The organism is Lysinibacillus sp. UBA6686 (assembly GCF_002455205.1).
Taxonomy (GTDB): domain Bacteria; phylum Bacillota; class Bacilli; order Bacillales_A; family Planococcaceae; genus Lysinibacillus; species Lysinibacillus pakistanensis.
In genome coordinates this window covers 157,729-179,792 of sequence record NZ_DKJS01000085.1, presented here as the reverse complement: position 1 = coordinate 179,792, position 22,064 = coordinate 157,729, and the positions used below count along the sequence as shown (strand labels likewise).

Genomic DNA, 22,064 nt, shown 5'->3' with positions numbered 1-22,064 from the left:
ACAAGATGAATTAATTCAGCTTGTCAGTATTTAATTATTTATAAAGGAAGTGAGTGTTTATATGACTATATGGAAAAAGCAGCTACATATAGCAGTTATTTTTATTTTAATCGTATCGCTATTTTCTCCAGTCACTGCAATTAAGGCACAGCATTTTGAAGGGGATTTACTCGATCCTACTCCAAACATCAATGATATTGAACCCGATGATTCAGAAGAGCAGGATAATGCTACAGAGTCTAAGAATGAAATAGATGTAGAGGATTTAACAGAACAGGAAAAAGCACCGCATACAGATGAAGAAGCTGAATTAGATGATCTTATACCATTAGAAGATGCAGCGGAACTAGCTCCATTAGTAGAAAATGCGCCCATTGCAATTAGCGATATTCAGCTAAACACTGAGGAACCTTTACTATTATTAGTAGGAGAAACATTTCAACTTACTGCCACTAACGCAACAACAGATGATAGTGCCACAGTTACATGGTCTTCAAGCAACTCTGGAATTGCAACAGTTGACACAAATGGGAGCGTAATTGCTCAGGCAATCGGAGAGACAGTCATTACCGCCCAATTAGATGGTGGATCTAAAACAGTTATTGTATATGTTATTTCACCCGAAGCACGGGAGACAATAGATTTTATTATCGCCCTACCTACAATCGAAAGAGCCGATGAAGCAACCTATCAGCTATTACAGCAAGCACGAGTACTAGATAGTAAAGTAAAAGCTCCGGCTCGTACTCTTTTAATCTCCGATAATAAACTACCTTATTTTTTTCAGTTACTAGAAAAAGAAATTGCCTATTTTAGATATTATATGCAAGACCCTAGCAACGCTTTACCTGCACCTGAAGATATAAACTTTTTAAGTGATGAATTGGATAAGAAGTTAGATGCAGTTCGTGAAAGATATAATTCCCTGATTAAAACATCTGGTTATCGAGATCTAAAAAAAATAACAGATCCAGCAGATATACTAGTATTTAATCAAGAACTTGCAGCAAGACAAGTTAAATATGTATTTCTTGTTATCGATGCGCTTCCTAAAATAGAAAATTTAACAATTGATTCAGCAATAAAAGAGCAACTCGATCATGCAAGAAAAAAATATGCTGCTATACCAACAGCAGAACAAAAAAAAGTAGCCAATAAGGAAGACCTTTTTGCAAAAGAAGTTCGATATGTTGAACTGTTAATTGATGCTATTGATATAAATAGCCCATTAGCAGAAGAACAATTAAAAACTGCAAAAGATGCTTTGAAAAAGTTAGCTAATCCAAACAATATACCTGGTGCCTCCAAAGGAGTATCAAACTATAACGACCTCCTTGAAAAGGAGAAAATGATTAATGCAGAGGATGATATTAAACAAGTTATCGAAAAAATCGATGCACTTCCTACTGTAGAGGCACTTACTTGGGCAGACCAATTAAAAGTTCTTGAAGCACAGCAAGCTTATGATAAGCTATTACCTGCACATCAAAGCAGAGTAACAAATTATACCCAACTAGAAGCTTTACAAAAGCGCTTAGTTGAACTACAACCGACAACAGTTGAAATATACAATGCTGTTGCGAACTACTTGACGTCAGGTTCATATGAGCCCGTTTATGGCTCGGAATGGACTATTTTAACATTAGCTCGTGGTGATCATACTGCAAAATATGCAACTTATTATGATAAATATTATCGCAATCTCGTTAATCATGTAAAAGCAACAAATGGGGAAATAGGCACTCAAGCAACAGACTGGGCTCGAGTTATAATTGCTCTCACAGCAATTGGGAAAGATCCGAGAGATGTAGCTGGCTATAATCTAGTTGAAAAGTTATCAGATTTGAGTTTTGCTACAAGCCCTGGTGTCAACTCGTCTATCTTTTCATTAATTGCACTGGATACTTGGGGATTTGAATTACCTAAAACTGCGACAACAACACGTGATAAACTAATTCAAAATATTTTATCAAAGGAAATAAAAAATGGTGGCGGATTTGCATGGAGCGGTACTGATCCTGATCCTGATATGATAGGGATGGTACTTCAAGCATTAGCACCATATCAAAGTAATCCACAAGTAAAGGCTGTAACTGATCGCTCAATCGCTCAATTAGTAGCTATCCAAACCGGTAAAGGTGGCTATATTTCGACAGCGGGCAGCCCGGAAGCTGCTGAAAGCGCTGCCCAAGTTATAACAGCACTTGCTAGCTTAGGCATTGATGCAAATAAAGATAAACGATTCGATAAAGTGATTGCTAATATTATGACATTTAGCTCTGGTGACGGTGGCTTTAAACATGTTCAAAGCCAAACAAAAGCAGATGGTATGGCGACAGTTCAAGTTGGCTATACTCTAGCAGCTTACAACCGTCTTTTAAGCGGACAAACACCGCTCTATAATATGTCAGACACGAAAAACAAGCCGACTAAGCCTGGTGGCGAGGATGGTAGTGATGATGATGAGCCTTCCTCTCCTGGTAACAATGGTAATCAGCCATCCGTTCCTGCTGAAAAAGAGGAAATTGGCTATACAACATTTTCCATTCAAATTTCATCTTCTGAAGTACCATTAAAAACAACAACAACAAAATTATTTACTGGTGAAACCGTTTTTGACGTTTTGCAAAGAGTAGCTGCTGAAAATGGTGTAGCATTAAGCTATCGTCAAACAGAATACGGAACATATATTGACGGAATTGCAGGTGTTTATGAATTTGATCGTGGCCCTTTAAGCGGTTGGATGTACCGTGTAAATGGCGTATTCCCTTCATTTTCAGCGGCGAATTACACATTGTCTCCAAACGACACCGTTGAATGGATTTACACGCTTGACTTAGGAAAAGATATTGGCGGTTATGTTGAAGATGTAGAGAAAACACCTGAAAAGGGCAAAGACATCTTAGATGAAAAAAATAAGGAAGAAGAAAAAGAAAAAACGGACAAGGAAGAAAATAAAGACAGTAAAGTGATCGAAGAAAACAAAGTAAATTCTAAAAATGAAAAAGCAGAGATAGCATTGACACTTGATGATATTCAAAAACATCTTAAAAATCAAAGTAAAACAATTGTGGTTCAAGATGAAAAAGGCAACCAAATAGACATTTCAATATCTGCTCTATCAGACATTGAACTTGCAAAAAATGAAAAAATTATTGCCTCTATGACAACAAATGCAGAAGGCAACCAATTTACTGTTAGCTTTGCCATAGAAGCTACTAACGGTAGATTAAAACCACTTTCAATAAAGCAAGATTACTTAAAGGTTACTTTAGCTGCTTTCGAAGTAAAATCTAACACTGTTGTTCTACAGCTTGTTGGTGGTGAATACAAGCCAGTACCACATAAAATTGTGAACGGCAAAATAGTTCTGTTCTTAAAAGGAAGTGGCACATTTATAGTAACTGAAAGAACAGTCACATTTAATGATATTGCACATTTAGCAAACAAAGAAGAAATCGAGTTTTTAGCGAGTCGTTCTGTCATTCAAGGCACAACTCCAGAAACATTTGAGCCAAATAAACCAATTACTCGTGCACAATTTGCAGTATTAATTAGCCGTGCACTTGGATTACAAGCAACAGGAGAAAATCCATTTAGTGATACTGACGGCAAATGGTATGCAACGGATATCCAAGCTCTGTACGAAGCAGGTATTACGAAGGGTACAACGGCTTCAACATTTAATCCGGAGGCACCAATTACACGTCAGCAAGGCGCAGCATTTATGGCACGAATCTTAGAATATCTAAATGCCGATGTGAAAGCAAAGGGAGAGGTTCATTACAATGATTCTAGCAAAATTAGTGCTGAGTACTTACCTTATATCAAGCTATTAAATAGTCTGGATATTATGACAGGAAAACCGGATGGCTCATTTGATCCAGGTGCTTCGTTAACACGAGGGCAAACAGCGAAGATTCTAAAACGTACGTTAAATATCGCAGACATTATGTAATCATCCGTACTAACCTAAACGCTTACGCTTTTGGGTTAGTCCCTTTTTATAGAATGGAGGTTGTTCAAATGAAACAAAGATTATCATTGCTGATCATGCTACTTGCGCTGTTGCTTATTGCGGTTCCAGTTTCTGCACAGCAGGTATCAACGGCAGAGGCGTATCAGACAACAGGGCAGTTTATCGTAAATAAAGCACCAAACCCTTCTTTTGGTGATGAGTGGTTTATTATTGCCCTTGCACGTGGTGAATATAATGTTTCGAAAGACTATTACGATAAATATTATGATAATGTCGTAAAGCATGTACAATCAGTAAAAGGTGAATTACACAAACGTAAATATACTGAATATTCCCGTTTAATTATTGCACTTACTGCTATCGGAAAAGACCCTACAAATGTAGGTGGCTACAATATAGTTGAAAAATTAAGTGACTTTGACAATGTAGTATGGCAAGGGCCGAATGGTGCTTATTTTGCATTAATTGCTTTAGATACATGGGGCTTTGAGCTTCCTAAAACTGCCACAACGACACGCGAAAAGCTTATTCAGCACATACTAGCAAAGCAATTGCCTGACGGTGGATGGAATTTAACGGGAGCGAAAGCCGATCCAGATATGACAGCAATGGCTATTCAAGCTCTTTCAACTTATAAAGATAGAGCGGATGTTAAGGCATCTATTAATAAAGCACTTGATACATTAGAAAACTTGCAAGGAGCTAATGGTAGCTATCAGAGCTGGGGAACAACAAACTTAGAAAGTGTTGCTCAAATTATTACAGCACTTGCTAGCTTGAATATTGATGCCAACAAAGATCAGCGTTTTAATAAGTTATTTGAAAGCTTTTTCACCTTCTATAATGCAAAAGATGGTGGCTTCAAGCATGTATTAACTGAATCTGTAGCTAACGGCATGGCAACAGAGCAGGCTTCTTATACATTAGTAGCGTATAACAGACTGCTTGCAGGCAAAACAAAGCTATATGATACATCTGATAAAAAGCCAAATAATAATCCATCAACACCAGCTCAGCCAAATCAACCTACAGTTTCTCCTGCTAAAGTGAGCTTTAAGGATACACAATCTCATTGGGCAAAGGCTGATATCGAAGCCGCAGTAGCTAAAGGATTACTAAAGGGCTATGAGGACAATACTTTTAAGCCAAATAACAATTTAACTCGTGTACAGGCTGTATCGATTTTAGTGCGCGCTCTTCATTTAACAAGTTCAGGAAATGCACCTTTTACGGACATTGACTCATATAAAGAGGAAACAAAACAAGAAATTGCTGCTGCTTACGATGCCAATATATTAGTAGAAAAGTCCAATGAATTTTCACCCTCCTCATCAATTTCACGTGAGGAACTAGCTGTTATGCTAGCTAATGCCTTTACACATAAAACAGGTAAGCCTTATATACCAAAAAATATTGCACCCCTGAATGATATTGCAAGGCTAACAAAGAATTCTCAGCAAGCAATCACTTTCTTATATGATTTTAATATTGCGCAGGGCTCAAATGGTTTGTTTAATCCTACTAATTTTATTACACGCGCACATGCAGCTAAAATGTATGTCAACTTCTTAAAGGTAATTGAAGAATAATATGAGAAAAGGTTTACACTTCTTACTAATATCACTGCTAGCAATATTTTTAATAGCATGTAATATTCAAACAGTTGAAAAATTCGAGCAGATGCAGGAGCAGGAACGAAGCGTTAACCCCCATCCTACTTCTGAACAAGAACAAAATCCATCAGTAGAAAGTGAATCTGCCGAGGAAAAGCAGAAATTACAGGAGCCTGAGGTAGATGACAACACACTATTCAAGGGAAATGACAAAGAGCTCCAACAAACAATAGAAGAGCAAAAAGCACAGCAAGAAACAAATGAAGTAAAGCAAAAACCAAAACAAGAAGATGAGAAGAAGCAAGACACAAAATCACCTAGTTCAAAACCAGCTAATGATAAACAAAAAACGAATACAGTTACTTCTAAAACAGAAAAGCAGCAACAGCCAGCACCGCAAAAACGTACTGTAACAATAGCGATACGTGTTGATACATTACTAAAGCATTGGAATAAGTTAGACCCTTCCTTACAAAGCGAGAAATATGTACCAAAGAACGGGATTATTCTAAAGCCAACAAAATACGAGCTGTTGTCAGAGAAAGATACAGTTTGGGATGTGCTACAGCGTGCAACGAAGGAGCATAAAATTCAAATGGAATATCAAGGAGCCAACGAAAATATTTATAACAGTGTTTATGTAGAGGGTATTAATCATTTGTATGAATTTAGTGCTGGTGAATTAAGTGGTTGGATGTATAAAGTAAATGGAATTTATCCAAATTATGGATGTAGCCAATATGTATTAAAAGATGGCGATATCATTGAATGGAACTATACTGTAGATTTAGGTCGCGACTTAGGACATGATTGGGAAGGTAACTAATGAAGGCATTTGAAACGTATCATCCTATTGTACTTTTTTCTTTTTTTGTCGCTGCTATCGGCTTATCCATGTTTTTTATGCATCCAATCTATTTAGCTATTACCATTTTTTCAGCGATAAGCTTAAATACAGCTTTACGAAGACAGCCTTTTTTTAAAGACTGGAAGCTATATGTACCTCTGTTTTTCTTAATGGCGATTATTAATCCAATGATTAGTCATAATGGGCAGCTTGTATTGCTTTATATAAATGGTAATGCGCTTACTGTAGAGGCAATTATGTATGGAATCGCAATAGCCACAATGATTGTAGCTATTATGCTATGGTTTAGCTGCTATAATGTCGTGATGACATCAGATAAATTTATTTATTTGTTTGGAAAAGTGTCGCCAGCTTTATCGCTAACATTGTCGATTTCATTACGTTTAGTTCCGCGCTTTAAGCATCAGCTAGCGCAAATCGTTCAAGCACAAAAGGGAATCGGCATGGATTATACAGCTGGCTCATTATGGCATCGTATCAAATGTATAGTGCGTATTTTATCAATTTTGATTACTTGGGCATTAGATAATGCCATTGATACAGCTGATTCTATGAAAGCTCGTGGCTACGGTGTCAAAAAGCGAACTGCCTTTTCACTCTTTATTTTTGAGCGTCGGGACGGCTACGTTTTGGCAATCATTATATTGCTTTTTCTTAGCAATTTAGCTGCAAGTTTTATTGGCACAACTACATTTTATTTTTATCCAACTTTCGGAGCGATTAAATGGGATATCGTAAGCATTTTATTTTATAGTAGTTATTTCATTCTACTCTCTATTCCATTAGCAATCGAAATTAGGGGGGCATTAAAATGGCGATCGTTAAAATCAACAATGTAAGCTTTACTTATCCTAATGAAACAAATCCAGTATTAAAAAATATGAATCTTACTATTCATCAAGGCGAATTTATTGTTCTAATAGGGCAATCGGGCTGTGGGAAAAGTACATTGCTGCGCCATTTCAAACGAGAATTGCGCCCACATGGAACGATGACAGGTACTATTTTCTACAAAGACTGTGACTTGGAGCAACTAGATGCTGAAGTTGCTGCAGCAGATATTGGTTATGTATTTCAAAATCCAGATAACCAAATTGTTACAGATAAAGTATGGCATGAACTTGCTTTTGGATTAGAAAGCTTAGGAATAGATGCACCAACAATTCGACGTAGAGTAGCCGAAATGGCCAATTTCTTCGGCATTCAAAAATGGTTTCATCATAAAACAACCGAGCTGTCTGGCGGACAAAAGCAATTATTAAACTTAGCATCTATTATGGTGATGCAACCCAAATTATTGTTGCTAGATGAGCCAACATCGCAATTAGATCCAATAGCAGCATTGGAGTTTATTCAAACACTGCATCGTTTAAATAAAGAATTAGGTATTACAATTATTTTAATTGAACATCGTCTTGAGGAAGTGCTTACCCTCGCAGATCGTGTACTAATTATGGATGAGGGCAGTATTTTATATGATGGTCTGCCTAAGGAAATATTAAAGGCTTTACCAGCAAATCATGCCATGATTACAGCACTACCAACAGCTACAAAGATTTTTCACCTACTGAACGGTAATGGGCCTATTCCTCTTACTATTCGTGAGGGACAACGCTGGCTTAGTAATCAGCAATATAACTTTACATCATCAAACACACTACCTAGAACATCCAAAATTGATACAGATATTATATTAGAGGCAAAGGATATTGCTTTTCGTTATGAAAAAAACGGCTTGGATATAGTCCATCATTTTAATCTGCAGGTGAAGAAACAGGAATTTGTAACGATAATCGGTGGGAATGGCACTGGAAAATCCACAGTTCTTGCAATCTTATCTGGGCTACAAAAACCTTATCATGGCAAAGTATTTTTATTCAGAAAGGCATTAAAAAGCTACAGTAATAAACAATTGTATCAACAATATTTAACATTATTACCACAGAATCCGAAAACATTATTTGTACAAAAAACGGTGCGTCAGGAGCTAAATGAGTTGGCTCATTTACATAAAGTGTCAGAAGCAAAAATTCAAGAAACTATTCAATTGTTCAATTTAACTCATTTATTAAATCGTCATCCGTATGATTTAAGTGGTGGTGAGCAGCAAAAGCTAGCACTCGCAAAGCTTTTATTAATAGAACCTAAAATTTTGCTGTTAGATGAACCGACAAAGGGTCTTGATGCACATGCAAAGGAAGAACTCGCAGGAATTTTAAAAGATTTACAAGCTAAAGGTATGACAATCATTATGGTGACACATGATATTGAATTTTCTGCACAATACAGTAATAGATGTGCCCTGTTTTTCGATGGTAGTATCGTATCTGAGGGAGAGCCGCGAGCATTTTATAGTGGAAACAATTTTTATACAACTGCTGCACATCGAATATCAAGAGATCTATTAAGCAATGCCATTACATGTGAGGATGTAGTAACTTTATGCAAAGAATCATCCGATTAATTATGTCACTTATTATCATCCTAGTCTTAATTCCACTTACTTTATATATGGGTATGACAATATTTGCTGATCGAAAATATTATTTTATTTCAATTGTAATTATGATTTTAGCGTGTATCCCATTCCTTCTTTCATTTGAACGTAGGAATCCACAGCCACGCGAAATTTTAGTAATAGCTGTGATGTCAGCTATTTCAGTAGCAGGTCGTGCCTTATTTGTTGTGACACCTGGCTTTAAGCCTGTGGCAGCTATTACAGCTATTACAGGGTTTTCACTTGGTGCAGAAGCAGGATTTTTAACAGGGGCAATGTCTGCATTAGTTTCAAATATGTTTTTTGGACAAGGTCCTTGGACACCGTTTCAAATGTTTATGTGGGGAATGATAGGTTTTATCGCTGGTTTATTAGGAAAAACGGGTATGATGCATAAAAAAATTCCCCTTATTGTCTTTGGTATTTTTGCAGGGATCTTCTTTTCGTTTGGTATGGACATTTGGGGAACAATATCCATGTATGGTGTTTTCAGCTGGAAGGCTTATGCACTGGCACTGACCTCCGCCGTCCCCTTTATGATCATTTATGCAATTTCTAATGTGATTTTTCTACTCTTACTTGCCAAACCGATTAGAGAAAAACTAGATCGAATAAAAAATAAATATGGGATTTTACAATAACACTTAGGATCTTTCAACATGGAATTCATAGTAGTTGGAATAGGCTATCAAACAATATAGATATATTGCCTATCTAAGAGAACATGAACCATCAAGACAAGAAGCTTGGTAAAATATTTTTCCCAAGTAACATTTAAATGGTGTAAGGTCCTATAATGAAGAAAATAATACTGATAGCACTAGCGGCAATCCATGTTTGTATATCAATAACAATTTTTATTATCGGAAATAAATATGAATTTACTGGTGAATATACAAACACTTGGTTACCCAATTTATTTGTTAGTCTATTACTTCTAGTAGTTTTTATAATTAGTAAGGATAAAGTTATTAAAAAAATATCAAATCTTTTACTAATGATTTATCCTATAGGGCTAGTCTTAATAAGCATTATTATTTTTTATAATCTACCTAATTTTACCTATTTAGAAGCTAAAGAAATAATAATTAAGGAAACATCTGAAGAGATTGATATGTCTAAAGAAAATGAAATAAAGGGACAATTAGGAATGTACTATATATACACAAGAGAACATGTGTATATATTCAACTCTGAAGATGGTAAATATTCAAAGAGAAAAAATCTTAATGAATGATCAATTTTTTTACACACTAAGTTCCAAAATATATAATGATTATTAAATTTTTTATTGATGTCACTGACACATAGTTAATGAAGGTGAATTATTTATATACCAATAAAATGCTAATAAGATATTTTAGAAGAATTTCTTATTATTTACCAGGTATTCAATTAATTTGAGCCTGGTCTTTTTTATTTTCGCTACTTCTTTTTATTTATTTTGGATTACGAGATATATCCTAGGTACTAGTGTATAATTGCTATCTGACTACCTAAATTATTTTCTTTATAAATATGGGTATCATTGGATATGTATTTCGAATTTTTCTGTTTAAAATAGATAAATTTAATTTTTATTTCTATATTAAGGGTGTGCATATAACATCTATTAAATGAACTAACTAAAATAAAAAAGATTGAAAAATATTAGCATCAATCTATCTCACTCACTGATTCCTGCACACACGCTCGCCGTATTTTATTGGCCCCAATCTAGACCCCTTTAGCCCCAAATCCATGCTTTTATGCGCCTTATCTTGCAAAATATAAAAACGGCAAAAACACTTAAAAGTATTGATATTATAGGCTTTCTAGTCTTGTTGCTGTTGTACTTTGCGTATCTTTCATAGTATAATTCATTATAGTTTAATTAGGAGTGGAAAAGATGAACCGAGAAGCACGTTTAAAACGACAAGAGAATATACGAAATTTCTCTATTATTGCACATATTGACCACGGGAAATCAACGCTTGCTGACCGTATTTTAGAGCAAACGAAATCTTTAACATCTCGTGAAATGAAAGCACAGCTACTCGACTCAATGGATTTAGAGCGTGAGCGAGGCATTACCATTAAATTAAATGCAGTTCAATTAAAGTACGAAGCAAAAGATGGCGAAGTGTATACATTCCATTTAATCGACACACCAGGACATGTCGATTTCACATATGAGGTATCACGAAGTTTAGCTGCTTGCGAGGGTGCCATTTTAGTTGTGGACGCAGCGCAAGGTATTGAAGCACAAACATTAGCAAATGTTTATTTAGCGCTTGATAACGATTTGGAAATATTACCAGTAATTAATAAAATCGATTTACCAGCAGCAGATCCAGAACGCGTACGTCAAGAAGTGGAAGATGTAATCGGTTTAGATGCATCTGAAGCGGTATTAGCTTCTGCCAAAGCAGGAATCGGTATTGAGGATATTTTAGAGCAGATTGTAGAAAAGGTACCTGCACCAACAGGTGATCCAGAAGCACCCCTACAAGCTCTTATATTTGACTCCGTTTATGATGCATACAAAGGTGTTATTATTTCTATTCGAGTTGTCAACGGCACTGTCAAAGCTGGTGATAAGATTCGTATGATGGCGACAGGAGCAGAATTTGAAGTAGTTGAAGTTGGGGTACATACACCAAAGGTTGTACCACAGACTGAATTAACAGTTGGTGATGTAGGATATTTAACAGCATCCATTAAAAATGTGGGCGATACTCGTGTGGGGGATACTGTTACATTTGCCAATCGTCCAGCAGGTGAACCGTTAGCCGGTTATCGTCGTTTAAATCCAATGGTTTATTGTGGTTTATACCCGATTGATACAGCTAAATATAATGATTTACGTGAAGCATTAGAAAAACTAGAGCTGAATGACTCTGCATTACAATATGAACCAGAAACATCTCAAGCACTTGGCTTCGGTTTCCGTTGTGGCTTCTTAGGGCTTCTCCATATGGAAATTATTCAAGAGCGTATTGAGCGTGAATTTAATATTGACTTAATTACAACAGCACCTTCCGTTATTTATCATGTGCATATGACGGACGGTACATCAATAAACGTTGATAATCCTTCATTTATGCCAGATCCTCAAAAAATTGATCGCGTGGAAGAGCCATATGTAAAAGCAACAATTATGGTACCAAACGATTATGTAGGAGCTGTTATGGAGCTATGTCAATTGAAGCGTGGTAATTTCATGACAATGGATTATATCGATACATCACGTGTGAGTATTATATATGAAATGCCATTATCAGAAATTGTTTATGATTTCTTCGACTATTTAAAATCGAATACGAAGGGCTACGCTTCGTTCGACTATGAACTTATCGGCTACCAACCTTCCAAACTTGTGAAGATGGATATTTTATTAAACGCGGAACAAGTCGATGCACTAAGCTTTATCGTACACCGTGACTTTGCATATGAACGTGGTAAAGTCATCGTTGAAAAATTAAAAGAATTAATCCCGCGTCAACAATTTGAAGTACCAATTCAAGCTGCAATTGGACAAAAAATTGTAGCGCGTTCAACGATTAAAGCCATTCGTAAAAACGTTTTAGCAAAATGTTACGGTGGCGATATTTCTCGAAAACGTAAACTTCTTGATAAACAAAAAGAAGGTAAAAAACGTATGAAACAAGTAGGCTCAGTCGAAGTTCCTCAAGAGGCGTTTATGGCTGTGCTGAAGATGGATGATTCGAAGTAATGTTGATATAACAGCGTTCATAGGGTTATATCAACTAGATGGAGATTGCCACCGACTTACCACTAATTGATAAATCTTTTGGATGAAATCAAAAATATCGGCAGTCACTGAGTTAATTTGCACATGCCAAATAAAAAGAGATGGCGATCGGGTCCTGCATTCCTAAGGTTAGAGTTAAAAATCTAACTTTAAGGATCACTACCTCCGCCATCTCTTTAATTGCTTGTGCCACAACTTCGCCCGATCCTTCAATAAAAATTGATGGATTCCAACTAGTCCTTGTTATAACTACATTATTTAATGGTATACAGTGATAAAACAATCTTTGTCGAAACAAAACCTAGAACTCTAACTTTTTTCTTTTACCCAAAGGGGTCCTGTTACATACCAAATAAGTGTAACAATGGCGAATCCGGGCAATGCTTCAAACGTGTTATATGTTTTTCCAATTATAATAAGTATAATATAAAATACGCCCATAACTATAAGATAAATTAATACAGCAAGTAGCCATTTTTTAAAATGAAACATTTCATAGTCGTAACCTTTTTTCTTGATCGTTTTGACTTTATTAATTTTATTGTCCAACCATTTAATGATGGTTTCACCAAATGCTATTGTTATACCTAAATAAAGACCAGACAAACTATGACTATAAGAAAAAGGTTCACCAATCAATAGTGAGACGATATTAAAAATAATTAGTAGCACATCGTCTATAGGAATAAGTATAAGGAAAAATCTACCTAGTTTGTTGTTTTTAATAATCGATCTAAAAAAGACGCCAAGAATTGCAAATACCCAGAATAAGATTTCACAAATAATAATTAAAGTTAGTATAGGCATTTTACTTCCTCCCATCGTCAAACTTCAATAATATCCTATTGATATAGTTGAAAAATGCCTGATCAAAAGGGATAACTTTTGGCTCTGTTAACAAACTTTCCTCTAATACATCGAAATACTTTTTTTCCAGATTACTATCATAGTTAAATAAAGGTGGAATAACCTGAATGTATTTTGTGTATATCTGTTGTTCTAGCAAATCGTCTGATTTTTCCAAACCACCGCTAATCATTTGTAAGAGTTCTCTCAAATCTGAATCAATTGCAGTGGGATTATCTAAATTAGGAAGGTTTTTTAATACTTCAATTTCTTTCACAGTAAAGTCTTGTGACGAGAAAGTATTACGCTTACCTGCATCATACTCCGTTATATATTCAAGAAGCCTTTGAATATTAAAATGCTCCATTTTAGGGTTTATTTCTACTCCATTTTTTAGTCTTAGTAGTTTATTTTTTCTATTCATTAATTTATCAATTTCTTCCTCTATGAATGATATTTCCAGATCTATTGCATTTTTCAAATGTCTATTTGTATCCTTAGCATTAATCTCTACTAACATATTTTTAATCTGATTGAGTGTTATGCCAAGCTTTTTCAAGTTTATAATGATTTGTAAATCAATTAAATGTGTATTGCCATAATATCTGTAGTTTGTCTCTGGATTAACATTGGGTACAAGCAAGTTGATTTCATGGTAATATCTCAGCGTTCGCTTCGAAATATTAAATCTCTTGCTAACTTCAGAAATTGTATACAAAACTAATCACCTCATTTTTTTAAAATCACCTTACGTATATCTTGACATTAACNNGTTAATGTCAAGATATACGTAATTCACCATCTGCAACAGCTGCTGAATAAGGATTGTGTTTGAAATGGGGCGTTTTATATTGATTCAGCAGAATACTCCCACCTCTAAAGAATACCCGCTGAAATAGCAGAACTCAGTCTATGAACGCTACGTCTGTGGCAACGACTGAGTGACCAACATCATGCTGGCCTAAAGCCCCTGGCGATGTCCCGGAATATGAAGAGGAGCTTTTCGAGCGAGCTCGAAAAAAATCCGGACGCAATTACACTAGGGCGTAATTGATCAATGGTTCTGCTATAATTATTATAATTTTACAAGAAAGGGTTTTTTCTAATGAATAATTGTTGTGTATTTGTGATTGACAATCCCAATTGTGTATGAGTTTGAAATTTAAATATCATCATTGAAGGAGAATTAACATATGGGTATTTTTAGCATTTTTGTAATTAACACAGTTCATTATCAACCAAACGAAAAATAAATGGTTATAATGAATTATTAATATAAAAAATTCATTATAACCACTTGGAGAGGGTTATAATGAACAAAATAAATATAAAAGACAGTCAAAATTTTATTACTTCAAAACATCATATAAATAAAATATTGAGTAATATAAGTATAAATATAAATGATAATATCTTTGAACTTGGCTCAGGTAAAGGTCATTTCACGCTTGAATTGGCTCAAAGGTGCCATTATGTGACAGCTATTGAAATAGACCCTAAATTATGTAAGACTACGCTAAAAAAACTTGCGAATTTCAATAACTTTCATGTTATAAACGAGGATATATTGCAGTTTAAGTTTCCTGAGAACAAGTTATATAAAATATTTGGAAATATACCTTACAACATAAGTACAGATATAATACGAAAAATTGTTTTTGAAAGTAAAGCCACCGTTAGTTATTTAGTAGTGGAGTATGGATTTGCGAAAAGGCTATTAAATACAAATCGTTCATTGGCGTTACTTTTAATGGCAGAAGTTGATATTTCCATATTAAGTATGGTTCCTAGAGAATATTTTCATCCGAGACCGAAAGTTAATAGCTCATTAATCAAAGTAAAAAGAAAACAATCAAAAATTTCGCATGAAGATAGGCAGAAATATAAATATTTTGTGATAAAATGGGTTAACAAAGAGTACATGAAAATATTCACAAAAAATCAATTTAATAAAGCCTTAAAACATGCAAAAATCAATGATATAAACGACATTAACTTTGAACAATTCTTATCTCTTTTTAATAGCTATAAATTGTTTAATAAATAGTGCTAAGGGGTTACTATTCAAGTAACCCCTTAAACTTATTTTCTCCTGGATACTTTGGCTAGACCTTTTTATTTTCCTATTCCTTAATGGCTCCATTGTGGAACAAAAATACTTACTCAATTTTATTATCGCTTATTTTAATTTAAAGAAGTTATCGTTTGTTCCAAAACTCGTCCTTTTCTGAACACACTTACCTTTAATTAGGAAAGGGTTGATGAAGCAGCACGCAATAGTTTAGTTATTGGAATTTAATAGTCTGAAAAGCTATCCAAAAGAGATAGATTTTTTATCTTTAAAATGCAACATAACTCCTAAAGTGTCACCTAACCGTTTTTATAGGTTGTCCACTTTCAATCAACATTGGTATACGGTCTTATTCTGTTCTTCATCGTAACATTGAAAATTTTTTGTTCTTACTCTTAGGTTAAAATCTCCCCAGACAAACCATTAATTACACAAATCTTTTAAGAGACATACCCTTGTTTAATTGTGATTTCCCTAAAAGGAATGTTTGTGGTTTTCAATGTTACGTAACACTACACTGCTACATATTTAAAAAGATGTGGTTTTTTTATTTGCAGAAATTAAAAAATTGGAGTTAATAACTTATTAGGGAGAAATTAGTCTTAAGTAAAAGATAGAGAGTTACTTTTTGGTATATAAAATAGTTTTTTACAATAATTACGAAACTATTCTTCTCTACATTCGTATAGTAATTAATGATAAAAAAGAAGGTGAGAGATTGAAAGTAGAACGTGTGGAAATGATGGATGCATTAAGAGGTTTTTCCCTAATCGGAATTTTAATAGCTAATATGCTTTCCTTCCAATTTGGTTCTTCAGGAGTGGAAATTATTGAATCGGCGAGTGGACTTAATAAAGTAAGCTATTATTTTGTGAAAATTTTTGTAGAAGGTTCATTTTATCCGATTTTTGGTTTTGTATTTGGTTATGTTTTGATAAAAATGATTGAATCACGAGAGGCTTCAGGGGTAAAGTACAAAAATATTGTATTTCGACGAGCAGTAGGCCTATCTGTATTAGGGGCGATGCATATTGCACTTTTGTGGGAAGGCGATGTTTTATTAATGTATGGCTCGACACTTTTCATTTTATTATTATTCTTTTTAAAGCGCAATGTGAAAACATATTTTGTATGGGGGTTCATTTTAACATCAATCCTTAGTGTAGGAGCTTTTCTTGGCAACAGCTTCATACAGCTTATAAAGCCTTTAACAGATACGGAAATCATGATTTATCAAAACGGTACATATGCAGAAATATTAACACAACGATTAGGTGAATTCATTGTAGAGGGTGGACTTTCACTATTTTTCATCCTACCAATTGGCTGGCTTTTCTTTGTTGGTGTAAGCTTTCTTGCAGTCGGCCCATTTGTATTGTTTGGAATGGGGATGGCGAAAAGGGGCGCATTTTTGCAGCTAGAAAATAATAGTAGAACCTATAAAAAAGTGGCGCTGCTCGTACCAGTCGGGCTATTGCTGAAGGGGTTCATTATTTTTGACACACCATACAGCTTATTTATATATTCTACAGGGACATATGTGTTAGCGATAGGTTATATTGCCTTATTCGCATGGCTTTTTAGTCGCTATCAAAAGACAATAAGTTATTATTTTGCTCCCATTGGGAAATTATCGCTCACAAACTATTTAATGCAATCAATCATTTGTACAATAATTTTTTATGGGTATGGTTTTGGGTTGTTTGGGAAATTGGGTATATTTGTTGGAATCCTTTTATCGGTCATTATTTATGGCATTCAGCTCAAAGCAAGTCAACACTATTTAAAGCGCTTTTCACTCGGACCAGTAGAAACAATTTTAAGGTGGTTCATTTATTTAAAAAATCCTCGGAAATTGAATTAATATTGTGCGTCAAATGGAGCTATGGTGGCACCTAAGCTTCGAAATTTCCTCATGGGATACAAATGGATTGAAAGAATTACAGCAGAACATAGAAACGGTAATGGGTGACATTATTCGTTTTTATAATCATTTTAATAAACGGTTAAATGGCTTGAACTCTTTTGAATTCAGGATTCAAGCCGCTTAACATATTTATACTATTTCTCTTCTACTTGACAAAAGAGCAATTCATAAGGGTTACCTTAGTCATTTTTCATATAATTCTTGGGAAATAAAATTACCAATTCCTGTTTCGTTTTATTTCCACATAAATTTTATCTTCTAGTTAGGATTAAATGTTTTCATGCTATATTCCGTATTAAAATCCTCTGCTTCATTATTTTCAATCTTAAATATTTCTTTGAGATCGTCAAGGAAAGAACGACTACTTATAAATGGTAAGGAACAAAAAATGAGTAGTAGAACTAGTAATAGGATAAATGGCTTATTACTTTTTGACTCATTATCGATTTTAATTATTGTTGTTGAAGGTGACCTATTTTCCGTAACATTATCTTCTGTGATTGAAGTAACTTCTCCTTCTTCGAAAATCATAGTATCTTCCATAGCGGACCCACAGTATTCACAAATATATGAAATATAACTATCCTTATGTATTTTTTTATAAGCATTAGGTGCTAAACATTTCGGGCAATCTTTCATCTATACACTCCTTTTTTAACCTGTTATTTAACATTTTATGATCGTGTGTTGTATATAAAAATTTAGTCAACAGAAACCAAAATGATCAAAAAACTAATACAGAAACCTGTTTTTTTAGTTCTAGCAATATCCAGTATTTTAACTTTTAGGTAGTTCGTTATATTTACCACTAATCGACTCTTAATATAAAAAGACAGACAACTAATATTAGTTATCTGTTATAATATCTTTAATATAAACAATGAAGTTTACTACATTATCATCTTGCTTGATCGTCATAATAGGCTTCATTAGCAGCCTTATCATTATTGCCCTTTAGATAAGCTAAAATCATACCAGGTCGTTTAAGTAAAACCCAGTCCCCATAATGGTCAAATCGTCTGCAAGAAGTAATCATTCCATTCTTAACTGTCCCGTATTTTTTCCCATTTGTCTTACCCCATTGTTTTAATCGCTTTGCAAAGTCAGCATCTTCTGCCATAAGCATGTTCTCATTAAAACCTTTAATTGCCTGAAAGTCTTTTTTATAGCACCAAAAAATTCCTACAGAAATAAATCCATATTTAAACAATATGGGAACAATCAATAGCATGGTCGAAACAATTATCCCTAGGGAAACTCTTTCAAAATTTCCGTTCACGCCTCCACCAATATATTGATTTGAAGTCAGGTTCTTTTCAACTTCTGTTAACAAGTGTTCTGTCATTCGAGTATCAGCATCAATGGTAACCAGGATTTCACCTTTTGCTAGTGCAGCTCCTGCATTTCTAATTTTGGATAAATTTTTATCGTTATTTTCCAAAGTCACACAATTGTATGATTTAGCAATTTCCTCTGTTCTATCTGTACAACGATTTAATACAACAATCACTTCAACTTGATTTTTATAAGGTTGTGCAGCCTTAGCAATCGATTCTAGGCATTCCCCTATATACTTTTCTTCGTTATGAGCGGGTATTATCACAGAAAATTTTACATCCTTTTCAGAACCATCCCTAATAAATCCCTTGTTTTCGGACATATAAAATCCCTCTTTCAAGTTAATTGTACTTATAAATTTAGTATATCATTTACATATAGCGTTTTTTGTGTCAATTTTAAATATAAGTTTAGCTTAACAGCTTATTTAGAAGCCAGTATCTTTTTAACTGGTTAACTTAACTTGACAGCCTCCAAAGTTTAAGGTAAGCAACTGTTAGAAACCTGATTGGTATTAAAAATGGAAATAAATATCCAAATTAATTTGATTCGTGGTATTATTAAACTATCATGCAGGATATAGCAAGAGTATTGGATATTCATACTGAAAAAATGGTATTATTTGGGGTTTTGAAAGCTTTAATAAAAAGAAATATGAATGGGGTTGATTTGGTGAAAATAATAAACAAATTGCCTAAAAGTAATCCAAATGTACATGTAGAATTGTTGGGAAATAATTGGAATTTAATAAAAGAGCCTAGGAATGTATTAAGTGCAATTTTGTTATCTACTCCCTTAATGATAGTCGCTACATTCATTTCTATTGGGATAATAAAAATCTTTAACACTATTTCTTTGAACGATTTTGGAATAAAACCTGATAAATTATCAATTACTATTAATTTAAGTAGTATTTTTTTGTTAGTGTTACTGTTAGTAATTCATGAATTAATTCATTTAATTTTCATTCCGAATTTTGTTAAATCCAATAAAACATATATAGGGTTTACCTGGTTTGGGGCATTTGTGCTAACAGAAGAAGAGATTTCAAAGTCAAGATTTATTATCATTTCAATTGCTCCTTTTGTTATTATTTCAATGATTTTCCCACTAATTTTAAGCGTATTCGGGCTATTAACGACTACATTAAAATTTTTAATCATACTCAACTCATTAGGGTCATCACTCGATCTACTTAATCTTTTTCTAATTACCCAAGTACCGAAAAACGCCACTTTAAAAAGTAATGGACTAAACACTTATTGGAAAGTTAAATAAATAAAATGAAGAGAACAAAAATCTTCTTTATTAGTGGCTTGGTGATTCAATTGTTATTAATTAAAAAGCCATCACTTTTCAAAGGGATGGCTAAAAGGGAATTTTATAATGTGGTTAATAGTCTATGTATAATTACTTCCATTGGTATTTCATGATGAGATTTTATTTTGCCTTGCAATTGGAATATTATTTCCTACAGAATGGTAGATAATTGCATAACACTAAATCTGTATGGTTGGGAAGTTTTCATTACTGAGTAACCTTCTTCATAAAATCTAGCTCTTGAGCAATATTGTATTGTGCTTCCTCTGTTGAAAAATCACCATTATAACTATGTGCTAAATTCGATTCTTCAGGAGTTATATATAATGTAACATCTATTCCTAAGGATGATAACTTTTCTTCGAAATCTAATGCTTGATCCGTGAAGGTTGCAAATGTTCCCTCAGTTAAATAAGTACTTGGAAAATCCACATTTACATTTTCAATAACATTTGCTTCCGCTACCTCGGATAGACTTTGAAATTCATTTGAATCAAAATAAGCTCTAATCATACCGTTGAAAAGCCAGTTTGTAAATGCAAAACCTGTATTATCGACACGTTTTATATCTATTAAGGCACAATTTAAAATAACTCCTTTTATTGTTATATCCTTTGTTACCTTAAACCCATATTTTTCTGCATATTCATTATTAGTTTGAATAATTGTTAATTGGCCTGCTAATTGTCCACCAGCCGATTCACCAGAAATCACAAAGTTATTATTATCGATACCATATTTTTCTGCATTTTCAGCAACATACCCTAGAGCTTCTGTTGCTTGAATAATTGGAACAGGATATAAATAATCAGGAGATAAAGCATAATTCATTGAGACTACAATGTAACCCTCATCAACAAAGTGTTGAACAAATTCTTCATTATCTACTTTATCCCCCCATGCATATCCGCCACCATGTATATTAAAAAGCACTGGTCTTGTAGTTGTTGTATCTCCTTCTGGTACAAAAATATCCAAATAATTATTAGGGTAATTACTTGCATAGGCAACATTTCTATATATTTTTGTATTGTCACTTAATACCTCTTCTGTTTGTTCAACACGCTTATCGTAACTGTATTCAGCTCCTAGAAAACTTCCTGTCACTTTTAAAAGTGGGGCCGGATTAAAATGGTTAACGGTAATAAACAATGCTATGCTTGCTGTCATTATAATTACCATCCACTTGAATATTTTTAAAAATTTTTTCATGATTTTTATACTCCTTTTTATTTCAACACTCCATTGAGTAATGTAAGTTGATTTATTATATTCATTTATTATTGAAATCAATAGTTTCGTAGATAAGTTCATTATGACAAATACTATGACAATGAGCGTTCAATGATAAAGCAAATAATTAGAGAAGCTTTCTTAAAACCAATAGAGTTAAAAAATATTAATAAAATTTCAGTAAAGAATAATGTGATTAAACTGATAAAGGTGTTCATTTTATAATCACTATGAGATTAGAAGAAATTGAAGATGGAAATTTTATTAAAAAATCTAGAATTAAAATGTGCAGGTCACGATCGTAATAATTATGGAGAAGCTACGATTGTTAAGTAGAAAAATTGATTTGCATAACGGTATAGTCATATATCTTAGCTGAATAAATTGTGGGGGTTTTACTTATACGAGATTAAAGCCCATGCTTTATATAGTATGACTAATATAATGAAACTGATTGCAGAATAAAAACAATTTGATTTTATTCCATAATAAAGAAAAAGGGAGAATGATACAATGAGCTTTGACTATTATTCGAATTGGGCTTTTTACACTCAACATTCTTTTATTCTAGCACCTGATGGAGGCGATTTCCAATGATGCCAGGTGGAATGCCAATGC

17 protein-coding genes are annotated in these 22,064 nt (G+C 33.9%); 12 read left to right on the top strand and 5 right to left on the bottom strand.

Annotation, left to right across the window (positions count from 1 at the left end):
- Positions 1–61: 61 nt before the first annotated feature.
- From B2R82_RS23770 to lepA, 8 genes are all read left to right on the top strand, one after another.
- Positions 62–3,958 (top strand): S-layer homology domain-containing protein, encoded by a 3,897-nt coding sequence (locus tag B2R82_RS23770; protein ID WP_286927422.1) that lies wholly within the window; start codon positions 62–64, stop codon positions 3,956–3,958.
- A gap of 68 nt (positions 3,959–4,026) precedes the next feature.
- Positions 4,027–5,568 (top strand): S-layer homology domain-containing protein, encoded by a 1,542-nt coding sequence (locus tag B2R82_RS23765; protein ID WP_286927421.1) that lies wholly within the window; start codon positions 4,027–4,029, stop codon positions 5,566–5,568.
- Position 5,569: 1 nt separating this feature from the next.
- Entirely contained in the window at positions 5,570–6,418 is an 849-nt protein-coding gene (locus B2R82_RS23760) for a DUF4430 domain-containing protein (RefSeq protein WP_286927420.1), read from the top strand.
- On the top strand, positions 6,418–7,299 hold the full coding sequence (locus tag B2R82_RS23755; protein ID WP_286927419.1) for an energy-coupling factor transporter transmembrane component T: 882 nt from the start codon (positions 6,418–6,420) through the stop codon (positions 7,297–7,299). Before B2R82_RS23760 ends, B2R82_RS23755 begins: the two co-directional genes overlap by 1 nt.
- The gene (locus B2R82_RS23750; RefSeq protein WP_286927418.1) at positions 7,272–8,924 is read left to right on the top strand and encodes an ABC transporter ATP-binding protein; all 1,653 of its coding nucleotides are present in this window, start codon (positions 7,272–7,274) and stop codon (positions 8,922–8,924) included. The genes B2R82_RS23755 and B2R82_RS23750 overlap by 28 nt, the downstream gene beginning before the upstream one ends.
- A complete protein-coding gene (locus B2R82_RS23745) occupies positions 8,903–9,598 on the top strand; it encodes an ECF transporter S component (protein ID WP_286927417.1) in 696 nt (231 codons plus the stop codon). The genes B2R82_RS23750 and B2R82_RS23745 overlap by 22 nt, the downstream gene beginning before the upstream one ends.
- Positions 9,599–9,753: 155 nt before the next feature.
- Positions 9,754–10,194 carry a hypothetical protein gene (locus B2R82_RS23740; protein ID WP_286927416.1) on the top strand — a complete coding sequence of 147 codons (441 nt, stop codon included), beginning with the start codon at positions 9,754–9,756 and terminating at the stop codon, positions 10,192–10,194.
- A 651-nt stretch (positions 10,195–10,845) separates the two neighbouring features.
- Positions 10,846–12,672, top strand: a complete 1,827-nt coding sequence (gene lepA, locus B2R82_RS23735) for a translation elongation factor 4 (protein WP_286927415.1) — start codon at positions 10,846–10,848, stop codon at positions 12,670–12,672.
- A 348-nt stretch (positions 12,673–13,020) separates the two neighbouring features.
- On the opposite strand, the gene B2R82_RS23730 is transcribed toward lepA, so the two are convergent.
- Together B2R82_RS23730 and B2R82_RS23725 are read right to left on the bottom strand one after the other, a co-directional pair.
- Positions 13,021–13,518 (bottom strand): hypothetical protein, encoded by a 498-nt coding sequence (locus tag B2R82_RS23730; RefSeq protein ID WP_286927414.1) that lies wholly within the window; start codon positions 13,516–13,518, stop codon positions 13,021–13,023.
- Position 13,519: 1 nt separating this feature from the next.
- Positions 13,520–14,275 (bottom strand): MerR family transcriptional regulator, encoded by a 756-nt coding sequence (locus tag B2R82_RS23725; protein ID WP_286927413.1) that lies wholly within the window; start codon positions 14,273–14,275, stop codon positions 13,520–13,522.
- Positions 14,276–14,750: 475 nt separating this feature from the next.
- On the opposite strand from B2R82_RS23725, the gene ermCL reads away from it, so the two are divergent.
- The 3 genes from ermCL (at position 14,751) to B2R82_RS23710 (ending at position 17,492) form a co-directional block, all read left to right on the top strand.
- A complete protein-coding gene (gene ermCL / locus B2R82_RS23720; protein ID WP_123317386.1) occupies positions 14,751–14,810 on the top strand; it encodes a 23S rRNA methylase leader peptide ErmCL in 60 nt (19 codons plus the stop codon).
- 59 nt (positions 14,811–14,869) lie between these two features.
- On the top strand, positions 14,870–15,604 hold the full coding sequence (gene erm, locus B2R82_RS23715; protein WP_286927412.1) for a 23S ribosomal RNA methyltransferase Erm: 735 nt from the start codon (positions 14,870–14,872) through the stop codon (positions 15,602–15,604).
- Positions 15,605–16,346: 742 nt separating this feature from the next.
- On the top strand, positions 16,347–17,492 hold the full coding sequence (locus B2R82_RS23710) for a DUF418 domain-containing protein (protein ID WP_286927411.1): 1,146 nt from the start codon (positions 16,347–16,349) through the stop codon (positions 17,490–17,492).
- A gap of 321 nt (positions 17,493–17,813) precedes the next feature.
- Here the strand turns inward: B2R82_RS23710 and B2R82_RS23705 are convergent, their stop codons facing one another.
- Both B2R82_RS23705 and B2R82_RS23700 read right to left on the bottom strand, forming a co-directional pair.
- Entirely contained in the window at positions 17,814–18,194 is a 381-nt protein-coding gene (locus B2R82_RS23705; protein WP_286927410.1) for a hypothetical protein, read from the bottom strand.
- A gap of 259 nt (positions 18,195–18,453) precedes the next feature.
- Positions 18,454–19,215, bottom strand: coding sequence for a glycosyltransferase (locus B2R82_RS23700; RefSeq protein WP_286927409.1), 762 nt, complete (start codon positions 19,213–19,215; stop codon positions 18,454–18,456).
- Between the two features lie 248 nt (positions 19,216–19,463).
- On the opposite strand from B2R82_RS23700, the gene B2R82_RS23695 reads away from it, so the two are divergent.
- Complete coding sequence (locus B2R82_RS23695; protein ID WP_313372974.1) at positions 19,464–20,171, top strand: DUF3267 domain-containing protein; 708 nt, start codon at positions 19,464–19,466, stop codon at positions 20,169–20,171.
- 249 nt (positions 20,172–20,420) lie between these two features.
- Here B2R82_RS23695 and B2R82_RS23690 read toward each other — a convergent pair whose 3' ends face one another.
- Positions 20,421–21,425 carry an alpha/beta hydrolase gene (locus tag B2R82_RS23690; protein ID WP_286927408.1) on the bottom strand — a complete coding sequence of 335 codons (1,005 nt, stop codon included), beginning with the start codon at positions 21,423–21,425 and terminating at the stop codon, positions 20,421–20,423.
- Between the last annotated feature and the right edge of the window lie 639 nt (positions 21,426–22,064).

Coding starts and splice junctions, on each gene's coding strand:
- B2R82_RS23770 (WP_286927422.1), top strand. CDS start 62: ATGACTATATGGAAAAAGCAGCTACATATAGCAGTTATTTTTATTTTA.
- B2R82_RS23765 (WP_286927421.1), top strand. CDS start 4,027: ATGAAACAAAGATTATCATTGCTGATCATGCTACTTGCGCTGTTGCTT.
- B2R82_RS23760 (WP_286927420.1), top strand. CDS start 5,570: ATGAGAAAAGGTTTACACTTCTTACTAATATCACTGCTAGCAATATTT.
- B2R82_RS23755 (WP_286927419.1), top strand. CDS start 6,418: ATGAAGGCATTTGAAACGTATCATCCTATTGTACTTTTTTCTTTTTTT.
- B2R82_RS23750 (WP_286927418.1), top strand. CDS start 7,272: ATGGCGATCGTTAAAATCAACAATGTAAGCTTTACTTATCCTAATGAA.
- B2R82_RS23745 (WP_286927417.1), top strand. CDS start 8,903: ATGCAAAGAATCATCCGATTAATTATGTCACTTATTATCATCCTAGTC.
- B2R82_RS23740 (WP_286927416.1), top strand. CDS start 9,754: ATGAAGAAAATAATACTGATAGCACTAGCGGCAATCCATGTTTGTATA.
- lepA (WP_286927415.1), top strand. CDS start 10,846: ATGAACCGAGAAGCACGTTTAAAACGACAAGAGAATATACGAAATTTC.
- B2R82_RS23730 (WP_286927414.1), bottom strand. CDS start 13,518: ATGCCTATACTAACTTTAATTATTATTTGTGAAATCTTATTCTGGGTA.
- erm (WP_286927412.1), top strand. CDS start 14,870: ATGAACAAAATAAATATAAAAGACAGTCAAAATTTTATTACTTCAAAA.
- B2R82_RS23705 (WP_286927410.1), bottom strand. CDS start 18,194: ATGAAAGATTGCCCGAAATGTTTAGCACCTAATGCTTATAAAAAAATA.
- B2R82_RS23700 (WP_286927409.1), bottom strand. CDS start 19,215: ATGTCCGAAAACAAGGGATTTATTAGGGATGGTTCTGAAAAGGATGTA.
- B2R82_RS23695 (WP_313372974.1), top strand. CDS start 19,464: ATGCAGGATATAGCAAGAGTATTGGATATTCATACTGAAAAAATGGTA.
- B2R82_RS23690 (WP_286927408.1), bottom strand. CDS start 21,425: ATGAAAAAATTTTTAAAAATATTCAAGTGGATGGTAATTATAATGACA.